Source organism: Pacificimonas pallii, assembly GCF_019204005.1.
GTDB lineage: Bacteria > Pseudomonadota > Alphaproteobacteria > Sphingomonadales > Sphingomonadaceae > Pacificimonas > Pacificimonas pallii.
The window spans coordinates 75,125-95,610 of sequence record NZ_JAGSPA010000004.1; the positions used below are offsets into that span (position 1 = coordinate 75,125).

Genomic DNA, 20,486 nt, shown 5'->3' on the forward strand with positions numbered 1-20,486 from the left:
TGCTGGTCATGCGCCGTTCAAAGAGACCTTCGCCCCGGCATGGCGTTCCAGTCTTCCTGCCAGTTCAAGTTCAAGCAGCACGGTCGCGATGACCGCCGGTGGCAGCGCTGTCATGCGCACCAGTTCGTCGACCGGCACCGGCGTCAGGGACAACAGCCCCTCCACGCTGTGACGGGCCTCGTCATCCGGATCCTCAATCGCTGCGGCGCGGTAATCGAACAGGTCCGCCGCCATACGCGGCACGTCTGCGATCGGCGACAGCGATTCGATGATATCCGCCGCCGATTGCACCAATGTCGCGCCGTCGCGGATCAGCCCGTTGCAGCCCTGCGCGCGCGGGTCGAGCGGGAAGCCCGGCACCGCCATGACTTCGCGCCCCTGCTCGTTGGCCATGCGTGCCGTGATGAGCGAGCCGGAACGCGGGGCCGCCTCCATGACGACCGTGCCCAGACTCAGCCCGCTGATGATACGGTTGCGGCGCGGGAAATGTGCCGCGCGGGGTTCCATGCCATAGGGCTGTTCCGCCACAACAAGCGCGCGCCGGTACAGCGTTTCGTGGAGGGCATCGTTTTCACGCGGCCATTTGACGTCGATGCCGCCTGCGATCACGCCAATCGTACCGCCCGCGCCGCTCTGGTCGGCAAGCGCGCCCTGATGCGCCTCCGCATCGACGCCGCGCGCGATGCCGGACACCACGATCAGGCCCGATCTGGCGAGGTCATGCGCCAGTTCCCGCGTGAAGCGGCGGGCGGCCGCGGAGGAATTGCGCGCGCCGACGATGGCGACAGCCCGGCGTTGCAGCAAAGCGGGGTCGCCGCGTACGGTAATGACCGGCGGCGCGCTTTCGACCTCGGCGAGAATGGCCGAATATTCGGCCTCGCCCAGAAAGATCATCTCGGCGCCAAGAGCGGCGGCCTGTGCCATTTCGCGTTCGGCATCGGCGGCGCTTGCCGGGATCAGCTTTTTCCCGCGCCCCCGCCTTGCCAGTTCCGGTATCGCATCCAGCGCGGCCGACGCACTGCCAAAGCGCGACATCAGCGCGCGGTATGTGACCGGGCCGACATTGGCCGTCCGCGCCAGTCTCAGCTTCGCGAGCCGTTCCCCCTCTAGCCCGCCCGCCACAGCCTAGCTTTTCGCGCCGATTTTCGATTCCGTGCCCGCGCGCAGTCGTCCGATATTCGCCTCATGCTTGGCGATGACCAGCATCGCCATCCCGCCGAGCAGCAGCGCCGCGTCCCAACGTCCCTGCAACAGCGGCACAAGGGGCGCGGCGAGGCCGGCAAGAATACCCGCCAGCGAGGAATAGCGCGTCAACGCCGCCGTCCCCAGCCAGACCAGCGCGAAAACGAGCCCGATCTGCCACGCCAGCGCGAAGCAGATGCCGAGCATCGTCGCCACGCCCTTGCCGCCCTTGAACAGCAGCCAGACCGGGAACAGATGCCCCAGAAACGCGCCCATGCCGCCCATGATGTCGCCGCCGAGCGCATGCTGGCTGCCCAGCCAGACGGCGAGCGCGCCCTTGCCGACGTCCAGGAGCAGCGTGGCGGCGGCAAGACCCTTGCCGCCCGCGCGCAGGACATTCGTGGTGCCGATATTTCCGGAACCGACAGACCGTATGTCGCCCTTGCCCGCAATTCTGGTGAGCACCAGCCCGAACGGGACCGAGCCCAGCAGATAGCCGATAAAGAGCCAGGACCAGGGTGCGGAGAGGATGTCCATAGGCATGGTGTAGGACTTAGGAAATCACATGCCAATTGGAAAGCAGCCAATATGTTTTGTATGGCGGTGCCCTTGCCGGGACCCGCATCCTGTCTATATGCCCCGCCCGACAACCGAGAGGGAGCACGGTCATCGCAAAGAGTCTCGTGATCGTCGAATCGCCCGCCAAGGCGAAGACGATCAACAAATATCTTGGATCGAATTACGACGTCATCGCCAGCTATGGCCATGTTCGCGACCTGCCGCCGAAAGACGGCTCGGTCGATCCGGAGAATGATTTTGCGATGAAATGGCAGGTCCAGACGGACCGGTCCAAACAATTGCGCGAAATCGCATCGAAGGCGAAGGCCGCCGATCGCCTGATCCTGGCGACCGACCCCGACCGCGAGGGGGAAGCGATTTCGTGGCATCTATATGAGCATCTGAAAGCAAAGAAGGCGCTGCCGGACACGGTGGAACGCGTCACGTTCAACCAGATCACCAAGGCCGCCGTGACCGCCGCCATGGGGGCCCCGCGTCAGCTCGATACGCCGCTGGTCGATGCCTATCTGGCGCGCCGCGCGCTCGATTATCTGGTGGGCTTCACGCTGTCGCCGGTATTGTGGCGCAAGCTGCCCGGGGCAAAATCGGCGGGCCGCGTGCAGTCCGTCGCCCTGCGCCTGATCACGGAGCGGGAGCGCGATATCGAAGCGTTCGATCCGCAGGAATACTGGACCGTGCTCGGTACGTTCAAACTGCCCGGCGGCCAGACCTTCCCGGCGCGGCTGGTGAAATGGCAGGGCAATCCGCTCGACAAATTCTCGCTTGGCAACGCCGCCGTCGCCAATGAAGCCAAGGCCGATGTCGAGGCGGGCCGCTATTCGGTAAGCGCCGTCGAGACCAAGCCCGTCACGCGCAACCCCTATCCGCCGTTCACCACCTCCACGCTGCAGCAGGAGGCGTCGCGCAAGCTTGGCATGTCCGCGTCCGACACGATGCGCACCGCGCAGGCGCTCTACGAGGCCGGGCACATCACCTATATGCGTACCGACGGTGTCGAAATGGCGGGCGAGGCGATTGCGCAGGCGCGCGATGTCATCGCGGACCGCTACACCACGGCGCATCTGCCAAAGAGCCCGCGTGTCTATAAATCAAAGGCGAAAAACGCGCAGGAAGCGCATGAGGCGGTCCGCCCGACCGACCTGTCGAAGGGACCGGAACGGCTGTCCCGCCTGCCAGAGGCGCAACGGCGTCTTTATGACCTGATATGGAAGCGCACGCTCGCCAGCCAGATGGCGTCCGCCAAGTTCGACCGCACAACCGTGACGCTGCATGACGCGCATGGCCGCGTGGAGCTGCGCGCCAGCGGCCAGGTGCTGGTGTTTCCCGGATATCTCGCGCTTTACCGCGAGGATGTGGACGATGCACCCGAAGACGACGCGGGCGATGATGACCGCCGCCTGCCGAAGATCGACAAGGGCGCGGCGCCCGAATGTAGCGAGGCGAGCGCGGAACAGCATTTCACGCAGCCGCCGCCGCGCTTTTCCGAGGCGAGTCTGGTCAAGCGGCTGGAAGAACTCGGCATTGGCCGCCCGTCCACCTATGCCAGCATCCTGCAGGTCCTGAAGGACCGCGAATATGTGCGCATGGAACAGAAGCGCTTCTATCCCGAGGAAAAAGGCCGCCTGCTGACGGCGTTCCTGGAGCGCTATTTCGAACGCTATGTGCAATATGATTTCACCGCCGGGCTGGAAGAGCAGCTGGATGAAATCTCTGCCGGCGACGAAAATTACAAGGACGTCCTACGCGCCTTCTGGAAGGATTTCTTTCCCAAGACCGAGGAGATCATGGAGCGCCAGCCGTCTGAGGTGATGGCATCGATCGATGAATTCCTGGAACCGATGCTGTTCCCGGACAAGGGGGACGGCACCGATCCGCGCGCCTGCCCCAGCTGCGGCGACGGACGCCTGGCGCTGCGCGGCGGCAAGTTTGGCGCATTCATCGCCTGTTCGAACTATCCCGAATGCAAGTTCACTCGCGAATTCGGCAATCGCAGCGGCGACGATGCCGGAGCGGCGGGTGAATATCCGAAGGAACTGGGCGGACATCCGGTCAGCGGCGAACTCGTCACCCTTCGCTCGGGCCGTTTCGGTCTGTTCGTGCAGGAGGGCGAGGAAAAGAAACCGCCGCGCGCGTCCATTCCCAAGGACGTGGACCCGGACGGCGTCGATCTCGACATGGCGGTCAAGCTGCTCGGCCTGCCGCGGGTCATCGGCCAGCATCCCGAAACCGGCAAGGACATCGAATCCGCGATTGGCCGCTATGGCCCCTATCTGCGTCACGACGGCAAATATGCGAAGCTGTCCAGCACCGAGGAGGTCTTTGAAACCGGCATGAACGCCGCCGTCGTAAAGCTGGCCGAGGCGGCGAAATCGGGTGGCCGCAAGACGGCTGAACCGCTGAAAATCATGGGCGCGCATCCGATATCAGGCGATGAAATCCGCCTGATGGAGGGGCGCTATGGCCCCTATGTTACGGACGGCACAACCAATGCCAGCCTGAAACGCGGCGCCGACCCGATGACCCTGACGCTGGAAGAGGCCGCGACCCTGATCGACGAACGCGCCGCCAAGGGTCCGGCGAAAAAGCGCAGGAAGGCGCCCGTGAAGAAGAAACCTGCCGCCAAGAAGAAACCCGCCGCGAAACGGAAGGCACCGGCGAAAAAGGGATAAATCCCTTTTCGCCTGCCGCCCACTCTATCGGGGCGCGATGCGCAGCGTTCCCTTTTCATCCCGTGAGACAAGCTGGTCGAAAGAACGCCAGTGAAAGACGCCGCCTTCGATGGGCGTCAGATGAAAGCGCCAGTGCGCCGCCTTGTCCGGCATGGAAAGGAAGATGTTTCCATCCTCGGCCGCGGAAATGCGCAGACGGCCGAACGAGGCGGTATCATGGATACCGATGAGCGCCCGATGATCCGTTGAGATGGCAACCGGGCCGGGACGTTTCGCGGGCGGCGTCATCGCCTCGTCCGAGAGGAGGGCGATGAGCGTGTTGTTAAGGTCGAGCGCCGGATAGCTGAACAGGTTTCCCGCAAAGGCGATCGTAACATCGCGGTCCATCCAGGACACCGCATTGGCCGTGTAACCCGGCAGGCTCCCCTGTACTGACACATAGCGCCCGCCGTCGCCTGATCCGACATGGACCGGCCCAAGCGCGCCGTCATTTTCGGTAAGCTCGGGATAGGCATTGCCTGCGAGCGTCTCAGCCCAGCGCGCAAGATCGTCCGCCGTCATGATGAGGCCGGTGGCCCCCGCTTCGGGCGGCGCGGTGATCGAGGGCATGACGCCGAGGGGCTCTGGTCCAGCGGAATATCCGATCGCGCCGTCCGCCAGCGATCCCGCCGTCTCCTGCTGGATGACGGCGCTGCCGAGCCCGGCACGGGACAGTATTTGTGCCTGCGCCAGCTTTTCGAAGGATTGCCCGCCGACAGCTTCGGCAAGCTCGGCGAGAAGGGCGTAGCCGACATTGGAATAGGCCTCCTCCCCGCCAGGACCGACGCGGGCGGAATCCGCCGCCAGCCACGCTGCGGTGGTCTGGCTGCGGGGATCGTAATCATCGGGAAACTCTCTGGGAAGGCCCGCGCGATGTTGCAGGACCGTCCGTGCCGTCAGCGCGGGATAGACCGACATTGCGGGCATATAGGTGCCGAGGCTTTCGTCCATGTCCAGACGGCCGTCCCGCATGAGCGAGATGATGACGGCCGCCGTCACGCCCTTGGTGACGGACGCTGTGCTGTAGAGTGTGGCGGGGGTGTGGGGACGCTGTTTCGCCCAATCGGCATAACCCAGATGCCGCGTGAGGACGGTAACGCCGCCGCGTCTGACGATCAGTGTTCCCGAAATGTCGCGCGTTTCGACAAGCGGCGCGAAATAGGTATCGACGCGTGCTGCCAGTGCCGCGTCCTGTGCCGACAGGTTTTGCGCGCCGCTTGCCATGGCGCGTGTCGGCTCATTCGCACATCCGCTGCCGATCAGGGCGAGCATGGTCGCCCCCAGAAATACAAATCGCATCTTGATGATATCCTTTTTCAACTTTTCATTTTTCCGGCGCCTAGCTGACAGGCTGGCGGTAGCGCGGGAAGGGCAGGGTCCATGCGAAATGCATGGCGAGGATGCGCAGCGCAAGACCCGACAGCACGCCCGCGACCACGCGGATTTCAAATCCCATGCTTTCCGGGATCAACAGGTAGACCGCCGCGCTGAGGAGGGCGGCGCTGACGTAGATTTCCTTGGCGAACAGGATCGGGCGTTCGCCGCAGATGATGTCGCGGATGATGCCGCCGAAACACGCGCTCATCGCACCGAACAGGATGGCCACAAGGACATGCGCACCAGCGGCGTCGGCCTTGGCCGCGCCGAGGACGGCAAACAGGGCGAGGCCCGCGGCGTCGGCATAGAGCAGCCATGTCATGCGCTGACCCAGCAGCGCAGCGTTGAGGGCGCTGACCAGGAACGCGCAGACGATGCAGATGGCGATATCCGTCGGCTGCTGCACCCATGCGACCGGCAGCGCGCCAAGGAGCACATCGCGTACCGTGCCGCCGCCAACGCCGGTGACGGTGGCGACGAACGACACGCCAACAATGTCCATACCCTTCCGCAGGCCAAGGAGCGCGCCGGAGATGGCGAACACGGCGGTGCCGATGGCGCTGAGAATCAGGAGGGCGGTTTCGACAAGCATGTCGCGCCGCCCTTATCCGACTATGCGGTCAACTTCTTCATGAAAACGCTTCACGCCCTGTTCCAGGGTACCAAGCAGGATTTCGCCGACCGCGCCCGAGGCGAGCCCGCGCTGTCCGAGCGCGACCGCACCGAAATCCTCTTTGCCGAATACCTGCCCGTCCAGCAGCGCCCAGCTTTTCGCCCAATGGGTCTCGGTTTCGGCGTCCTTCGGCGGTTCGGGGATCAGCATGAAATCCTCAACCAGCGTTTCCGATGGCGATTGCGGCATCAGGGTCATGACGTTGACATAATCCGGCGAGCAGATGACGACGGTGCCGGGCAGCATCTGATAGGTGAACGTCCCGGCCTGGCGGATGGCGGGCCAGTCCTCGATATCAAGGTTGCCGGCGTCCTTCATGCGGGTCACGAGCGACCGCTGATGCGGGCCGATCATGTCACCAGCGCCCTCGCCATCCGCAAAAAATCGTGCCAGCGTGTCCTTGTGCAGGCGCTGGACATGGTAGCTTTCCAGAAACGCGTCCATGATGAGTTTCCAGTTTCCCGCCACCTGATGCGTGCGGCGCGCATATAGTGTCATGCCGGACAGGCCGAGCGCGTCGAAATCCGCCGCGAGCGGCCCCTCGGCATAGCTGAAATCATAGTCGCGTTCGCCGTCCAGCCCGGCCCAGACGATCCCGCCGGCTTCGCGGCAGGGCAGCGGCATCAGGCCGTGGCTCTGTCTCTCCAGCCCGGGAAAACTCTCCGGCCGGGGCAGTCCGGTGAGGCGTCCGTCCGTCCCATAGGCCCAGGCGTGATAGGGGCAGACAATGCGCGGCCCTGTCACAATCTGGTCGGTATCCAGCAGGCGCGTGCCGCGGTGGCGGCACACATTCAGATGGGCCCCGATGCGGCCGTCCTTGTCGCGCATCAGGATGATCGGCACGCCAAAGCCGTCATGGGTAACGGCACTATTGGGGTGAGGCAGCAATGCGGACGGGGCGAGGGCGACGGGCATCGCGCGGAACAGCCTGTCCCGCTCGGCGGCATGGCGCGCCTCGTCCAGATAGACGGACGGATCGATCGTGGAGGTCGCATCGCTGCGCATGTCGCTGCCCGCGATCACGCGGCGGACGAGGTCCTTCTGGCCTTCGGTCGGCCGCAAATGGGGCGCGGGCATGTCCATGGCGCCGATGTCTATACCTTCGCGCGGCGCGGCGCAGCTATCGGCTTTTGCGGGTGATCGCCGCACAATCGCTTACGTGGCGATCTTTTTGCTGCTAGTCGGGACCGATGAGTAATGAACGCCCTCGCGGCTTAAAGCTTCTTGCTGCCGCTGTTCGGAATCGAAAATTGGGCATTATGCTCGCATTCGGATTTGCAGCGGGGCTGCCCTACGCCTTGTTGCTAGGCACACTTTACGCGTGGCTATCAGAAGCAAAGGTCGATTTGGAGACGATGGGCGTTTTCTCGCTTATCGGACTGGCTTATGCTTTTAAATTTCTCTGGTCGCCCGTTATTGATCGCGTGAGATTGCCCGGTCTTGAAAGACTTGGCCGGAGACGCGGTTGGCTAGTTCTTGCTCAAGCTTTGATCGGCGCAATTCTGATCATATTATCGCAGCTCGACCCGAAGAGTGCTTTAGGCTGGTTCAGCCTTCTGGCAGGAATCGGGGCTTTCGCGTCGGCGACACAGGACATCGTGATTGACGCTTGGCGTGTAGACGTGGCCGATGACATCGCCACGCTCGATCTTTTATCGACGGTTTACCAGCTCGGTTACCGTGTCGCGTCGCTTGCTGGCGGCGCTCTTGCGCTGGTGCTCGCTGCGCGAATTGGATGGCCTAACGTTTACTTTCTTTTCGGTGTTGCAATGTTGCTCGTACTCGTCGCGACATTCCTTGCTCCTGATACACCGCGGCCCTTGGATTCCGAGGGACCGAGCGAGTTGCGGCAAGCTGGTGCAATTGTTCCCAGACTTCGCGCATGGGCATTGGCGATCGTTTCCGCTCTTTGGTGTTGGGCGCTGACGACGGTGCTTGTATTCATGGTGAGATCACTCGGCGCTGAATCTGAGGCCCGTCCGGACCCAACCATCTTTATTCGGACATATGGGCCGCTGATTGTTGTCGCAACGGTGATCGTTCCTGCGATCATCGCTGCGGTTCTTGAAAAATTCCGGCATTCGGGGCGGCATATTCTTACGGAGACGGTCAGCGACGGTGGCGGCATAGGAAGAGTGCTAGATCACGGATATAGCGCGCTGATTCTGCCGCTTGGCGAGCTCGTCGGCCGCCTGCGCTGGGCAACCATCCTCGTCCTTGCTCTCATCCTCAGTTATCGCATCACCGATTCAATATGGGGCCCTTTCGCATACCCATTCTATCTTGGTGAGCTTGGCTATACGAATGATGAGGTGGCGGTCGCTTCCAAATTCTTTGGAGTTGGAATGACAATGTTGGGAATCACGCTCAGCGCCGTCCTGTTCGCGTGGATTGGACGAATGGCCACGGTTGTTTTTGGTGCCGTGATTGCTGCAGCAAGTAATTTGCTTTATGCCGACCTTGCCAGCGGCGGCGCAGGTCTTGATGTTTTCGGTCAATATAGCGGGTTCTACTCGCTATGCAGTTTATTTGGTGCTGACGATAGATTGGCGCGCCTGATGCTTGCGATATCGGGTGAGAATATCGCGGGTGGTATCGCTGGAGCAGCGTTCGTAGCGTATCTCTCTGCGATGACCTCCAGACAGTATAGTGCGGTGCAATATGCGTTGCTCTCGTCGCTTACATTTCTGGTAGGCTCACTTGGTCGGGCAGCTCTTGGTGAGGGGATAGAACGTGTCGGTTACGCGCAGATTTTTTACATCACAGCCGCCATTGGCGGTGTTGCGGTTTTCTTATCGATTCTTGAGTGGGCTCGTGAGCGCCGCGTGACGCAGGCGAGCTGATCGAGCGGATCGGTTATGTGGATTTCTACCTGCTTACGACCGTCGCCGCCGTGCCGGGCATCCTGCTATACTGGTGGATGATGCGAACGGGTCTGGTGGATGAAGCGATCGGGACGGCCGGGACCGAGAACGCGCCGGATGATGTCCCGGCGCAGCGCACGGTCACCTGACGAGCGCGTCGCGGATGGGGAGCCAGCTGTCGATCTTCGCAGCCAGTGGCAGCGTATAGGCAGGGCTTGACGACGGCAGGTCAATGATCCTGGCGGTCGTTTCCGGCAGCACCGCGCGGCCGGATTTCGCCGCCTTACCGCCATTGAAGCCGATGATTCGCAGATGCTGATGCGCGCTCACAAATGCCATCAGATCATTCGGCCGGGCGTTGCGAATGGCCGTGTCGAGGCTGCCATTTCGGGTGCAGGACTGAAAAACATCCCAGAGGCCGATGCCGTGATCGAGAAGCGCCGCGCATCTTTCATCATAGGATAATGTCACCATGTCCCTTCCGGTGATCGCCGCCATGATCCGCCAGAGCTGGTTGCGCGGATGGGCGTAATACTGCCCCAGCTCCAGCGAACGCGCGCCCGGCATGCTGCCCAGGATCAGGACGCGGATATCGGCATTGGCAATGGGCGGAAAGGACCGGTGAACGACGTCCATCACGTCGGCAGGGGACCATTTTCCGCAAGCACTTCGCCCGCAAGATAGAGCGATCCGCAGATAAGGACGATCCCATTGGGCACGGCGTCAGCGGCGCTGGGGATTGTACGCAGAGCCTCCGCCACGCCCGCGGCCCTGCGTGCTGTCAGGCCAAGGTTACCGGCGATTTCCGCCAGGACGCCGGGCTGCTGGGTCAGGTGACCCGATACCGGCACGGCGCACAGCGTCTCCGCGCGGGCGGCGAGCGGTTTCAAATAGGCGCGCGCGTCCTTGCCGTCGATCATGCCGGTGATGAGGTGCACGGGGCGATCGGTCCTGTTGATGCGGCGCAGGAAGTCGGCGATGGCGCGGCCCGCGGCTGGATTGTGCCCGCCGTCGAGCCAGAGATCGGTGCCTGCGGGCAACAGGTCAACAAGGGGCCCTGATTCCAGCCTTTGCAACCGACCGGGCCAGCTTGCCCAGCCGGGGCCTGCGCGCAGGGCTGATTCGGGGATGGCGAGCGCGCTTTGATGGCGCAGCATGGCGGTCGCCAGCGCGGCATTGTCATGCTGGTGCGCGCCGGGCAGGCGCGGCGGCGTCAGCGTAACCTTGCCGGCCCTGTCGCGGTAATGCAGCTCGCCCTGGTAGAAGGTCGCGTCCCAGTCGAGGCCGCGCGGGATCAGCTTTCCGCCCGCCAGCGCTGCGGTTTCGCCCACCTTTGCGGCGATGGCAGCGGGGTAGCGCGCGGTGACGATGGGCACGCCTGGCTTGGCGATGCTGGCCTTTTCAAAGGCGATGCCGAGGATGTCGGTGCCGAGAAACTTCTCATGATCGCGGGCGATCTGCACGACGCCGCAGACCGCGGGGTTTCTGATGACATTCGTCGCGTCGAAACGGCCGCCAAGCCCGACCTCCAGCACAAGTGCGTCGGCGGGTGTGCGGTGGAACGCGGTGAAGGCGGCGGCGGTGGTCAGCTCGAAAAAGGTGATCGGCGCGCCGTCATTCGCCTGCATCACTTCACGCATCAATGCGGTGAGCGGGCCATCTTCGATCAATTGTCCGGCAAGGCGAAACCGCTCGTTGAAGCGGACGAGGTGCGGGCTGGAATAAACGTGGACCTTATATCCCGCCGCCTCAAGCGCGGAGCGCAGGAACGCACACACGCTGCCTTTGCCATTGGTGCCCGCGACGTGGAATGTCGGCGGCAGGTGCAGATGCGGATTGCCGAGCTTCTCAAGCAGCGCCTCCAGCCGCCCAAGCGACAGGTCGATGCTTTGCGGATGCAGGCGGCGCGCCTCCTCCAGAAGCGCGTTCAGGGCATCGTCGTCGGAGCGTGCGCCATCGCCGATGATGGGGGGCATATTACCCTCCCCCGCACGCGGTGGAGGGAAGCGCGCCCATCACGCCGCGTCCTTCACCTGACCCGTCATCATGCCGAGCAGGCGGCCGAGGACGGCAGCGAGGTCTTTTCTGTGCACGACCTTGTCGATCATGCCGTGTTCCAAGAGGAATTCCGCGCGCTGAAAGCCCTCTGGCAGTTTCTCGCGGATGGTCTGTTCGATCACGCGCTGTCCGGCGAGGCCGATGAGCGCGCGCGGTTCGGAAATCTGTATGTCGCCGAGCATGGCGTAGCTGGCGGTGACGCCGCCCGTCGTCGGGTCGGTGAGGACGACGACATAGGGCAGGCCCGCCTCGTTCAGTTCCTCGATGGCGACCGTGGCGCGCGGCATCTGCATCAGGCTGAACAGCCCCTCCTGCATGCGCGCGCCGCCGGACGCCGTGCAGACGACATAGGGCAGGCCATGCTTCAGCGCTTCGCGTGCGCCCGCGACAAAGGCCGAGCCGACACCCATGCCCATGGAGCCGCCCATATAGGCGAAATTCTGGACGCCCATGACGGTATCGACGCCGCCGATCGCGCCGCGCGCGACCAGGAACGCCTCATTGTCGCCCGTTGCCGCACGGGCGGCCTTCAGCCGGGCGGGATAGGGCTTCTGATCGCGGAATTTCAGCGGGTCGTCCGCGACCTTTGGCGTGGCGATGGTCCGGTAGGTGCCGCCGTCGAACAGCTGTGTGAAGCGATCGACCGGGCCGATACGCTCATGATGATCGCATTGCGGGCAGACGTGCAGGTTCTGCGCCAGATCACGCTGGAAAATCATCTGCCCGCAGCCGCGGCATTTCATCCACAGATTATCGGGAGAATCCTTCTTCTGAAGGAATTTCAGGCGGGGGCGAAGATTGTTGAGCCAGCTCATGTGGCGTCTCTTATCGCCTCTGACAGGCTCTGCACATAGGCGTGTACGGCGGGTGCGGGGTCATCCGGATTTTCGCCGATCAGGTCGACAATCGCGCTGCCGACGACGACGCCGTCGGCGACCCGCGCGATGGCCGCGGCCTGCCGGGGCGTGCGGATGCCGAAGCCGACGGCGACGGGCAGGTCGCTATGCGCCTTGATGCGCGCCACAGCGTCGCCGACATCGGTCGTCGCGGCGGAGGCGGTTCCCGTGACGCCCGCGACGGAGACATAATAGAGGAACCCCGACGCGCCGTTCAGGACGGTGGGCAGGCGTGCCTCATTTGTCGTTGGTGTCGCAAGCCGGATGAAATGCAGCCCGGCATCGCGAAACGCAGGGCCAACCTCCTCATGCTCTTCGGGTGGCAGGTCGACGAGGATACAGCCGTCGACGCCTGCCTTTGCCGCATCCGCCGCAAAGGCGCTGCCATAGGCCAGGACCGGGTTGAGATAGCCCATCAGGATCAGCGGCGTTTTCGGGTGCCGCGCGCGAAAATCGCCCGCAATCCGCAGCGTCCTTTTCAGCGTGGTGCCCGCGTTCAGCGCGCGGATGCTGCCCGCCTGGATCGCCGGACCATCGGCCATTGGATCGGTGAACGGCATGCCGAGCTCGATGACATCCGCGCCCGCATCGACAAGAGCGTCGAGGATGGCGGGGGTGTGCGCAGGGCTTGGATCGCCTGCCGTCACAAAGGCGACAAGCGCGGCGCGGTTCCTTGCAAAGGCGGCGGAGAGGCGGTCAGTCATGTCCTTCTCCTCCCCGACGGGCAGGGATTAGGGGAGGGCGCGGCCGCGCCGAGCGCGCCCTCTCGGTCTTTCCCCAAGGGGGAGAGGCGGCGTTTTCAGTGTTTCTCATATCTCCACCCCCAGCGCATCCGCCACCGTAAAGATGTCCTTGTCGCCGCGGCCGCAGAGGTTCGCGATGATGATCTGGTCGCGGGACATTTCCGCTGCGACTTCGCGCACGACGTGGATGGCGTGGGCGGGTTCCAGGGCGGGGATGATGCCCTCGGTCCGGCACAGGAGCTGGAAGGCGTCCAACGCCTGTTCGTCGGTCGCGCTCATATAGTCGACGCGGCCGATGTCGTGCAGCCAGCTATGTTCCGGGCCAATGCCGGGATAGTCGAGACCGGCGGAAATGCTGTGCCCCTCCGTGATCTGGCCGTCCCCGTCCTGCAGCAGAAAGGTCTTGTTGCCGTGCAGGACGCCGGGTTTGCCGCCTGCCAGGCTGGCGGCGTGCTCGTCGCCATCCAGGCCGCGGCCCGCCGCCTCGACGCCGATGATGCGCACGTCCCTGTCATCCAGAAAGGGGTGGAACAGGCCGATGGCGTTGCTGCCGCCGCCGATACAGGCGATCAGCGCGTCGGGCAGGCGGCCTTCGCGTTCCAGAATCTGTGCGCGGGCCTCGGTGCCGATGACACTTTGAAAATCGCGGACCAGCTCTGGATAGGGATGCGGGCCAGCGGCCGTGCCGATGATGTAGAATGTATCCTCGACGCGGGCGACCCAGTGGCGCAGCGCCTCGTTCATGGCGTCCTTCAGCGTGCCGCGTCCGGCGGTGACGCTGACGATCTCCGCGCCCAGCAGTTTCATGCGGAAGACATTGGGCTGCTGGCGGCGGATGTCCTCGGCGCCCATGAAGATGGTGCATGGGAGGCCGAAGCGCGCGCAGACCGTGGCGGTGGCGACACCGTGCTGACCCGCGCCGGTTTCGGCGATGATGCGCGTCTTGCCCATGCGGCGGGCGAGCAGGATCTGGCCGATGCAATTGTTGACCTTGTGCGCGCCGGTGTGGTTCAGCTCGTCGCGCTTCAGATAGATCCTGGCCCCGCCGATTTCGTCCGTCAGCCGCTCTGCGAAATAGAGCGGCGAGGGGCGCCCGACATAATGCTTCATCAAATCGTCGAATTCGGCCTGGAAGGCGGGATCGGCCTGCGCGCGGCGATATTCCCGTTCCAGCTCCAGGATCAGCGGCATCAGGGTTTCGGCGACGTAGCGCCCGCCAAACTGGCCGAAATGACCGCGTTCGTCGGGGCCGGCGCGCAATGAGCCTGAGGGACGTGAATTCGGATTGGTCATACGCTGTGCACGGCTTCCATGAAGGCGGCGATTTTGGCCGCGGATTTCTGTCCCGGTGCGTCTTCCACACCAGAGGAGGTGTCGACAAGGGGTGCGCCGGTCGCAGTGATCGCTTCGGCAACATTTTCAGGGGTGAGGCCGCCGGCGAGACCCCAGGGCATGTCCGGCCTGGCGTCCTTTAGCAGCTGCCAGTCGAATCGTACGCCGCACCCGCCGGGCCGGTCGCTGTCCTCTGGCGGCCTGGCGTCGAGCAGCAGCATGTCGGCGGCTCCGCGATATGCCTCTGCCGCGCGCAGATCGGCGCGCGTGGAAATGCCGAGCGCCTTCCATATGGGACGATCATGACGGGATTTCACCGCCTGCACGTGGGCGGGGCTTTCGCCTCCATGCAGCTGCAGAATGTCGAGCATGGGCGCGGCGGCGGCAAGCAGGTCGTCATCGGCGTCGACGAACAGGCCGACGCGCATCATACCGTCGGCGGCGGCGGACAGGCCGCGGGCTTCGCCAAGCGTAATGTTACGCGGACTTTTGGGGAAGAACACGAATCCGACATGGCTGGCGCCCGCCATGCGGGCCGCGTGCAGCGCGCCGGGCGTGCGAATGCCGCAGATTTTTGCGTCGACAGGCATGATTAGCGCGCGCGGGCGGACAGGACGGCGGCGATGGCCTGTGCCGCCGCGGCGGGATCGGGGGCTGCGGTGATCGGCCTGCCGATGACAAGAATGCCCGCCCCGGCGTCGCGTGCCTCGACGGGCGTCATGACGCGTTTCTGGTCGCCGATGTCGCTCCCCGCCGGGCGGATGCCGGGAACGACGAACAGCCCTGCCGCCCAGTCGGCGCGCCGGTCGGCCACTTCCCTTGGGGAGCAGACAATGCCGTCAAGACCGCTGTCCCGCGCCAGGGCGGCGAGCCGCGCGACCTGTGCGCCGCTGCCGCCTGGCACGCCCATGGCCGAAAGATCATCGTCATCCAGACTGGTCAGCACGGTGACGCCGACGACCGCGGCGTGGCCGGGCGCGGCGGCCTTTGCCGCGCGCATCATGGCGCTGCCGCCGCCGGCGTGCACCGTCAGAATATCGAAATCGACATTGCCAAGCGCGCGAATGGCACCCGCGACGGTGTTCGGGATGTCGTGCAGTTTCAGGTCGAGGAACAGCCGCGCCTTCGGCGCGCGCGCCATCACCTCCGCGACGCCCGGCGCGCCGTGACTGTTCCAGAATTCAAGGCCAAGCTTCAATCCGCCGACATGCGGCGCCAGCGCTCTGGCGAGGTGGCAGGCATCAGAAAGGTCGGTCGTGTCGACCGCGCAAAAGACCGGGTTTCCCGTCATGGGTTTCCTGTCACGAAGAGGTGAATGCGGACCGCGGCTCTGTGACGGGCGGCGGGTCGAGGCGCCCGGAATCATGGGGCCCTGAACCATATGAAGGCGAAGTGCCGTGGTCCGTCAGCTGCGCTTCGAGTTTCTTCACACGCCGTTTCCAGCGCCAGCGGCTGATCGAGTGCATCAGCGATAGCGGCAGTGCCCCAAGGAGCATCGCCGCGATCAGATATACGGCGAGCGGCCAGTTCGCCTCGTAGCCGCCGGGCAGCCACATCGGCACCCGGCCGAAATTATTGGAGGCAAACCAGGCCACAAAGAGCCCGATAACGATGTAAACGACGAGAGTGATGATCCGCATCGATACAGCCTAGCATCCGCAAAGGCGCCGCGCCAGATAGCGCGGCCGTTCTGTTCGGCGCGCTTCTGTTCGCCGTGCTGGTCGGCACCGGGACGTGACCCCGGCCGGAATCGCTCCGGGCGGGGCGGGCGCGCATCCGTTCCGGTAGCTGCCTAGCGGTTCAGGCGCTCGCGCAGATCCTTGCCGGCCTTGAAGTGCGGAACGCGCTTCGCATCGACGTGCACCGCTTCGCCCGTGCGCGGATTGCGACCCGTGCGCGAATCGCGTGCGCGTGTCGAAAACGCGCCGAAACCGCGCAGTTCCACACGGCGGCCATCCGCCAGTGCGTCGATAATCGATTCGAAGATCGTACCGACCACACGTTCCGCTTCGCGCGCGGACAGATGAGGGTGAGTTTCCGCGACCGCAGCCACGAGTTCGGATCTGATCATGTAAGTCCCCTTTTTTGACCCCACGCTATCAGCAAGCCATCAGACAAAAGTCCATACTAACCTAAATCAAACTTATCAATGAAAAGCGCGCCCCGACGAAATTCACCGGGACGCGCTTTCAAAGGCTAACTGTTCCTAAGGCGTTATGACTTGTCGTCGTCCTTGGATTTGCCAAGTGCCTCGCCAAGAATATCGCCGAGCGATGCACCGCTGTCGGAAGACCCGTATTGTTTGACGGCCTCCTTCTCTTCGGTGATCTGCAGCGCCTTGATCGAGAGATTCGGCTTTTTCGAGCGATCAAAGCCGGTGACCAGCGCGTCAACCTTCTGACCGACCTGGTAACGCTCCGGGCGCTGCTCGTCGCGGTCGCGGCTGAGGTCGCTGCGGCGGATGAAGCCGGTCGTCGCGCCGCCGTCGATGGAGACTTCGACACCGCCGTCGCGGACATCGACGACTTCGCCGGTAACGGTGTCGCCCTTCTTGACGCTGGAGGCCACGGCGACGCTCGACGCGCCTTCCTCGGCCTGGTCCATTTGCTTGATGCCAAGCGAAATGCGCTCCTTGTCGGCGTCGACGTCAAGGACGACAGCCTTCACCGTCTCGCCCTTATGATGCAGGTCGAGCGCTTCCTCGCCGGAGACGCCCCATGCGATGTCGGACATGTGCACCATGCCATCGACGTCGCCGTCGAGACCGACGAACAGGCCGAATTCGGTGGTGTTCTTGACTTCGCCCTCGACGATCGAACCGACCGGATGCGCGGCGGCGAAATCTTCCCAGGGGTTCGAAATCGCCTGCTTCAGGCCCAGCGAGATGCGGCGCTTCTCTTCGTCGACCTCGATAACGATGACATCGACTTCCTGGCTTGTGGAGACGATCTTGCCCGGGTGGACGTTCTTCTTCGTCCAGGACATTTCGGAAACGTGGACCAGACCCTCGATGCCCGGCTCCAGTTCGACGAACGCACCATAGTCGGTGATGTTCGTGACGCGGCCCGTTGCCTTCTGGTCGATCTGGTATTTGGCGGCGACGCCGTCCCAGGGGTCCGATTCCAGCTGCTTCATGCCGAGCGAGATGCGCTGCGTCTCGCGGTTGATGCGAACGATCTGCACCTTCACCTTGTCGCCAATATTGACGATTTCGGAGGGGTGGCCAACGCGCTTGTAGCTCATGTCGGTGACATGCAGCAGGCCGTCAATGCCGCCGAGATCCACGAACGCGCCGTAATCGGTGATGTTCTTCACATCGCCCTCGACCACCTGGCCCTCTGTGAGGGACTGGATGAGGTCGGAACGCTGCTCCATGCGCGTTTCCTCGAGGATGGCGCGGCGCGAAACGACGATATTGCCGCGCTTGCGGTCCATCTTCAGGATCTGGAACGGCTGCGGCATGCCCATCAGCGGGCCGACGTCGCGCACGGGGCGAACATCGACCTGGCTGCCGGGCAGGAAGGCCACGGCGCCGCCAAGATCGACGGTGAAGCCGCCCTTCACGCGGCCAAAGATCGTGCCCTCGACGCGGGCGGTTTCGTCAAACTCGGATTCGAGACGGTCCCAGGCGGCTTCGCGGCGGGCGCGGTCGCGGGACAGCATGGCCTCGCCATGGGCATTCTCGACGCGGTCGACATAGACCTCGACCTCGTCGCCGATGCTGAGGTCGGCCTTCTGACCGGGGGCGGCAAATTCGCGGAGCGCGATACGGCCCTCCGATTTCAAACCAACGTCGATGATCGCCATGTCATTTTCGATGTTGGTGACGGTGCCGGTGACGACGCGACCCTCGAAGGTCTCGCTGCCGCCCAGGCTCTCTTCGAGCATGGAGGCGAAATCGTCACGGGTGGGCTGTGCTGCTGTAGCCATAAAGTTCTGTAATTCCTTAAATATGTATATTCATGCCGACCGGTTGGTTCCGGTGGTCTGGAGCGGGATTGCCCCTATTTTTGATGTTACCAGAACAGACAAAGCGGACGGTCTCGGGGTCATCCCCGCCGCCCACTATTCCTGACGCTGGTGCCCAATGGCGATGTTTTCACCGCTCTCAGGACCAGCGTGCGCATAGGCGACGCGGGCGCGATAAGCAAGGAAAAGCGGCACGGCGGCCAGCTTTTTGCGGTTCAGGTGCCCGGGCGGACGGCTTCACCGCGCGCCGCCTCGACGGCTTCGATCGCCGCCGCAACCGCGTCCTCAATACCAAGTGCGGTGGTGTCGAGGATCGTGGCGCCGGGTGCCGGCCGGAGCGGGGCCACATCGCGGTCGCGGTCGCGCTCGTCGCGAGCGATCAGGTCGGTCTTTACCGCCTCAAGCTCCGCATCATGGCCGCGTGCGGCCAGCTCCGCCGTGCGGCGACGCGCGCGTTCGTCAATGCCTGCGGTAACGAACAGCTTGGCGGCGGCATCGGGCGCGATGACGGTTCCGATATCCCGGCCATCGAGGACCGCACCGCCCGGCTGCGCGGCGAAAGCGCGCTGCCGCGCCAGCAACGTGTCGCGGACGCGGCCATGTGCGGAGACCACAGAAGCGACGGCGCCCGTCCGCCGCGACCGGATGTCAGGGTCGTGAAGCAGATCATCGCCGAACATGCGCGCATGCCGCGCCGCGCCCTCGGCGTCCGCAGGATCATCGCCCGCGCGGATTATCGACAGCGCAACGGCGCGGTAGAGTGCGCCGGTATCCAGATGCGGCAGACCATAATGACTGGCGAGCGCCTTTGCGATGGTGCCCTTGCCGGATGCGGCGGGGCCATCGACGGCGATAACCAGCGACGTGTGAAGACTTGTGAGAACCATAATGTTTCGCCTAGGCGGCGGACCCGGAGCGTGCAAGTCAACGAAAGGGTAGCCATCTGGCCGATTTCTGCATCGTCATGGGAACGCGGCCCGAAGCCATCAAACTCGCCCCCGTCTATCTCGCTTTGCGCGCCCGCGGCGCCGGCGCCCGTATTTACGATACCGGGCAGCATCCCGATCTGTTGCCATCGGCGCTGGCGGCATTCGCCATTCCTGACACTGCCGTCCAGCGCAGTCCGCAGCGCGGCGTGTCGGCACCCCTGAAAATGCTGCCCGACATGCAGCGCATGCTGCGTGCGCATGCACCTGGTGGTGTGATCGTCCAGGGCGATACGGCCAGCGCCTTTGCCGGGGCGCTGGCGGGTGTCCTGTCAGGGCTTCCGGTCCATCACGTCGAGGCGGGCCTGAGAAGCGGCGACTGGCTGTCGCCATTTCCGGAAGAGTTCATAAGGGCAGGCATTGGCCGACTGTCGGCGCAGCATTTCGCGCCGACGCCGCTTGCGGGCCGCAATCTGGCCGCGGAGGGGATTGCCGCCGATCGCATTCACATTGCCGGAAATACCATTGTCGATGCCCTTCGCCTGATCCTGCCGGGCCGTAACCAGCGTAAGCGCACGCGGCCGTCGCAAAGCGCCGGCGGCAAACTGGTCGTGCTGACCGTGCATCGGCGGGAGAGCGAGGGCGCTGGAACACGGGCAATCCTGGGCGCCGCCGCCGAGCTGGCACGTCGCCGCGATGTTCATGTGATCTATCCCGCGCATCCGCGGACCACGACCGATGAACTGGCAGCGCTCGGTTCCGGGCATGGAATCGAGGTCGTGCCGCCAATCCCTTATGCCGATTTTGTGCAATTGCTGGCCCGGGCCGATCTGGCCATCACCGATTCAGGAGGTGTGCAGGAAGAAGCGGCCATCCTTGGCACACCGCTGATCTGCTGCAGGAACGTCACCGAACGCCCCGAGGCGCTCGCAGGAACCCATGCGCGGCTGGTGGGCACCGATCCGGAGGCGATCCTGGCCGCCGCCGAACAATTCCTCGACGACGGGCAAAGACCCGCATTCTCAGCGGCGTTTGGCGACGGACATGCGGCGGATCGCATCGCCGCCATTCTGACGGCCTAGCGGCGGGCGTTTTCGCGCTCGGTGCCGCCGCCCGAAAAAGTTTCTCAGTCGTTAACCATCTTTTTTGGTTTCGCGGCGTTTACGGTTTGTTAAGACA

The 20,486-nt window shown here is 64.0% G+C and carries 19 protein-coding genes and 1 pseudogene; 4 read left to right on the forward strand and 16 right to left on the reverse strand.

What is annotated here, in order from left to right; genetic code table 11:
- Positions 1-6: 6 nt before the first annotated feature.
- Positions 7-1,122 carry a DNA-processing protein DprA gene (dprA, locus tag KCG44_RS12205; RefSeq protein WP_369411983.1) on the reverse strand — a complete coding sequence of 372 codons (1,116 nt, stop codon included), beginning with the start codon at positions 1,120-1,122 and terminating at the stop codon, positions 7-9.
- Positions 1,123-1,125: 3 nt separating this feature from the next.
- The gene (gene plsY / locus KCG44_RS12210) at positions 1,126-1,725 is read right to left on the reverse strand and encodes a glycerol-3-phosphate 1-O-acyltransferase PlsY (protein WP_218446396.1); all 600 of its coding nucleotides are present in this window, start codon (positions 1,723-1,725) and stop codon (positions 1,126-1,128) included.
- A 140-nt stretch (positions 1,726-1,865) separates the two neighbouring features.
- Between plsY and topA the strand changes: the two genes are divergently transcribed.
- Positions 1,866-4,430: a type I DNA topoisomerase gene (topA, locus tag KCG44_RS12215; protein WP_369411984.1), complete on the forward strand. Its 2,565-nt coding sequence runs from the start codon at positions 1,866-1,868 to the stop codon at positions 4,428-4,430.
- Between the two features lie 24 nt (positions 4,431-4,454).
- Here topA and KCG44_RS12220 read toward each other — a convergent pair whose 3' ends face one another.
- The 3 genes from KCG44_RS12220 to KCG44_RS12230 are packed head-to-tail and all read right to left on the reverse strand — an operon-like array spanning position 4,455 to position 7,602.
- Positions 4,455-5,768 (reverse strand): serine hydrolase domain-containing protein, encoded by a 1,314-nt coding sequence (locus KCG44_RS12220; protein ID WP_218446397.1) that lies wholly within the window; start codon positions 5,766-5,768, stop codon positions 4,455-4,457.
- Between the two features lie 40 nt (positions 5,769-5,808).
- Positions 5,809-6,438, reverse strand: a complete 630-nt coding sequence (locus tag KCG44_RS12225; RefSeq protein ID WP_218446398.1) for a trimeric intracellular cation channel family protein — start codon at positions 6,436-6,438, stop codon at positions 5,809-5,811.
- A 12-nt stretch (positions 6,439-6,450) separates the two neighbouring features.
- Positions 6,451-7,602 (reverse strand): aromatic ring-hydroxylating oxygenase subunit alpha, encoded by a 1,152-nt coding sequence (locus KCG44_RS12230; RefSeq protein WP_218446399.1) that lies wholly within the window; start codon positions 7,600-7,602, stop codon positions 6,451-6,453.
- Between the two features lie 107 nt (positions 7,603-7,709).
- Between KCG44_RS12230 and KCG44_RS12235 the strand changes: the two genes are divergently transcribed.
- Both KCG44_RS12235 and KCG44_RS12240 read left to right on the forward strand, forming a co-directional pair.
- On the forward strand, positions 7,710-9,362 hold the full coding sequence (locus tag KCG44_RS12235) for an AmpG family muropeptide MFS transporter (RefSeq protein WP_255536554.1): 1,653 nt from the start codon (positions 7,710-7,712) through the stop codon (positions 9,360-9,362).
- Positions 9,350-9,532 (forward strand): annotated as a pseudogene (locus KCG44_RS12240) (hypothetical protein); the annotation flags it as partial. The gene KCG44_RS12235 and the pseudogene KCG44_RS12240, both read left to right, overlap by 13 nt.
- Here the strand turns inward: KCG44_RS12240 and KCG44_RS12245 are convergent.
- From KCG44_RS12245 to cmk, 11 genes are all read right to left on the reverse strand, one after another.
- A complete protein-coding gene (locus KCG44_RS12245) occupies positions 9,525-10,019 on the reverse strand; it encodes a DNA-deoxyinosine glycosylase (protein ID WP_218446594.1) in 495 nt (164 codons plus the stop codon). The pseudogene KCG44_RS12240 and the gene KCG44_RS12245 overlap by 8 nt on opposite strands.
- Positions 10,019-11,359, reverse strand: a complete 1,341-nt coding sequence (locus KCG44_RS12250) for a bifunctional folylpolyglutamate synthase/dihydrofolate synthase (RefSeq protein ID WP_255536555.1) — start codon at positions 11,357-11,359, stop codon at positions 10,019-10,021. The genes KCG44_RS12245 and KCG44_RS12250 overlap by 1 nt, the downstream gene beginning before the upstream one ends.
- A 39-nt stretch (positions 11,360-11,398) precedes the next feature.
- Positions 11,399-12,256 carry an acetyl-CoA carboxylase, carboxyltransferase subunit beta gene (accD, locus tag KCG44_RS12255; RefSeq protein ID WP_218446400.1) on the reverse strand — a complete coding sequence of 286 codons (858 nt, stop codon included), beginning with the start codon at positions 12,254-12,256 and terminating at the stop codon, positions 11,399-11,401.
- On the reverse strand, positions 12,253-13,041 hold the full coding sequence (gene trpA, locus KCG44_RS12260) for a tryptophan synthase subunit alpha (protein ID WP_218446401.1): 789 nt from the start codon (positions 13,039-13,041) through the stop codon (positions 12,253-12,255). The genes accD and trpA overlap by 4 nt, the downstream gene beginning before the upstream one ends.
- A 105-nt stretch (positions 13,042-13,146) precedes the next feature.
- Positions 13,147-14,373 carry a tryptophan synthase subunit beta gene (gene trpB, locus KCG44_RS12265; RefSeq protein ID WP_218446402.1) on the reverse strand — a complete coding sequence of 409 codons (1,227 nt, stop codon included), beginning with the start codon at positions 14,371-14,373 and terminating at the stop codon, positions 13,147-13,149.
- Positions 14,370-15,002, reverse strand: coding sequence for a phosphoribosylanthranilate isomerase (locus KCG44_RS12270; RefSeq protein ID WP_218446403.1), 633 nt, complete (start codon positions 15,000-15,002; stop codon positions 14,370-14,372). Before KCG44_RS12270 ends, trpB begins: the two co-directional genes overlap by 4 nt.
- Positions 15,003-15,004: 2 nt before the next feature.
- Entirely contained in the window at positions 15,005-15,703 is a 699-nt protein-coding gene (gene pyrF / locus KCG44_RS12275; RefSeq protein WP_218446404.1) for an orotidine-5'-phosphate decarboxylase, read from the reverse strand.
- 10 nt (positions 15,704-15,713) lie between these two features.
- Entirely contained in the window at positions 15,714-16,052 is a 339-nt protein-coding gene (locus KCG44_RS12280) for a lipopolysaccharide assembly protein LapA domain-containing protein (protein ID WP_218446405.1), read from the reverse strand.
- A 152-nt stretch (positions 16,053-16,204) separates the two neighbouring features.
- Positions 16,205-16,483, reverse strand: coding sequence for an integration host factor subunit beta (locus KCG44_RS12285; RefSeq protein ID WP_218446406.1), 279 nt, complete (start codon positions 16,481-16,483; stop codon positions 16,205-16,207).
- Between the two features lie 143 nt (positions 16,484-16,626).
- On the reverse strand, positions 16,627-18,342 hold the full coding sequence (gene rpsA / locus KCG44_RS12290) for a 30S ribosomal protein S1 (RefSeq protein WP_218446407.1): 1,716 nt from the start codon (positions 18,340-18,342) through the stop codon (positions 16,627-16,629).
- Positions 18,343-18,596: 254 nt separating this feature from the next.
- The gene (cmk, locus tag KCG44_RS12295) at positions 18,597-19,241 is read right to left on the reverse strand and encodes a (d)CMP kinase (RefSeq protein ID WP_218446596.1); all 645 of its coding nucleotides are present in this window, start codon (positions 19,239-19,241) and stop codon (positions 18,597-18,599) included.
- Between the two features lie 104 nt (positions 19,242-19,345).
- On the opposite strand from cmk, the gene wecB reads away from it, so the two are divergent.
- Positions 19,346-20,389, forward strand: a complete 1,044-nt coding sequence (gene wecB, locus KCG44_RS12300) for a non-hydrolyzing UDP-N-acetylglucosamine 2-epimerase (RefSeq protein WP_218446408.1) — start codon at positions 19,346-19,348, stop codon at positions 20,387-20,389.
- Positions 20,390-20,486 lie beyond the last annotated feature (97 nt).

What these genes read in the sequence shown, in the direction of transcription:
- KCG44_RS12235 (WP_255536554.1), top strand. Translation starts at nt 7,710, where the DNA reads ATGAGTAATGAACGCCCTCGCGGCTTAAAGCTTCTTGCTGCCGCTGTT.
- accD (WP_218446400.1), bottom strand. Translation starts at nt 12,256, where the DNA reads ATGAGCTGGCTCAACAATCTTCGCCCCCGCCTGAAATTCCTTCAGAAG.
- KCG44_RS12270 (WP_218446403.1), bottom strand. Translation starts at nt 15,002, where the DNA reads ATGCCTGTCGACGCAAAAATCTGCGGCATTCGCACGCCCGGCGCGCTG.
- rpsA (WP_218446407.1), bottom strand. Translation starts at nt 18,342, where the DNA reads ATGGCTACAGCAGCACAGCCCACCCGTGACGATTTCGCCTCCATGCTC.
- trpB (WP_218446402.1), bottom strand. Translation starts at nt 14,373, where the DNA reads ATGACCAATCCGAATTCACGTCCCTCAGGCTCATTGCGCGCCGGCCCC.
- KCG44_RS12225 (WP_218446398.1), bottom strand. Translation starts at nt 6,438, where the DNA reads ATGCTTGTCGAAACCGCCCTCCTGATTCTCAGCGCCATCGGCACCGCC.
- KCG44_RS12250 (WP_255536555.1), bottom strand. Translation starts at nt 11,359, where the DNA reads ATGCCCCCCATCATCGGCGATGGCGCACGCTCCGACGACGATGCCCTG.
- trpA (WP_218446401.1), bottom strand. Translation starts at nt 13,041, where the DNA reads ATGACTGACCGCCTCTCCGCCGCCTTTGCAAGGAACCGCGCCGCGCTT.
- KCG44_RS12230 (WP_218446399.1), bottom strand. Translation starts at nt 7,602, where the DNA reads ATGGACATGCCCGCGCCCCATTTGCGGCCGACCGAAGGCCAGAAGGAC.
- pyrF (WP_218446404.1), bottom strand. Translation starts at nt 15,703, where the DNA reads ATGACGGGAAACCCGGTCTTTTGCGCGGTCGACACGACCGACCTTTCT.
- KCG44_RS12245 (WP_218446594.1), bottom strand. Translation starts at nt 10,019, where the DNA reads ATGGACGTCGTTCACCGGTCCTTTCCGCCCATTGCCAATGCCGATATC.
- KCG44_RS12220 (WP_218446397.1), bottom strand. Translation starts at nt 5,768, where the DNA reads ATGCGATTTGTATTTCTGGGGGCGACCATGCTCGCCCTGATCGGCAGC.
- wecB (WP_218446408.1), top strand. Translation starts at nt 19,346, where the DNA reads ATGGGAACGCGGCCCGAAGCCATCAAACTCGCCCCCGTCTATCTCGCT.
- KCG44_RS12285 (WP_218446406.1), bottom strand. Translation starts at nt 16,483, where the DNA reads ATGATCAGATCCGAACTCGTGGCTGCGGTCGCGGAAACTCACCCTCAT.
- plsY (WP_218446396.1), bottom strand. Translation starts at nt 1,725, where the DNA reads ATGCCTATGGACATCCTCTCCGCACCCTGGTCCTGGCTCTTTATCGGC.
- KCG44_RS12280 (WP_218446405.1), bottom strand. Translation starts at nt 16,052, where the DNA reads ATGCGGATCATCACTCTCGTCGTTTACATCGTTATCGGGCTCTTTGTG.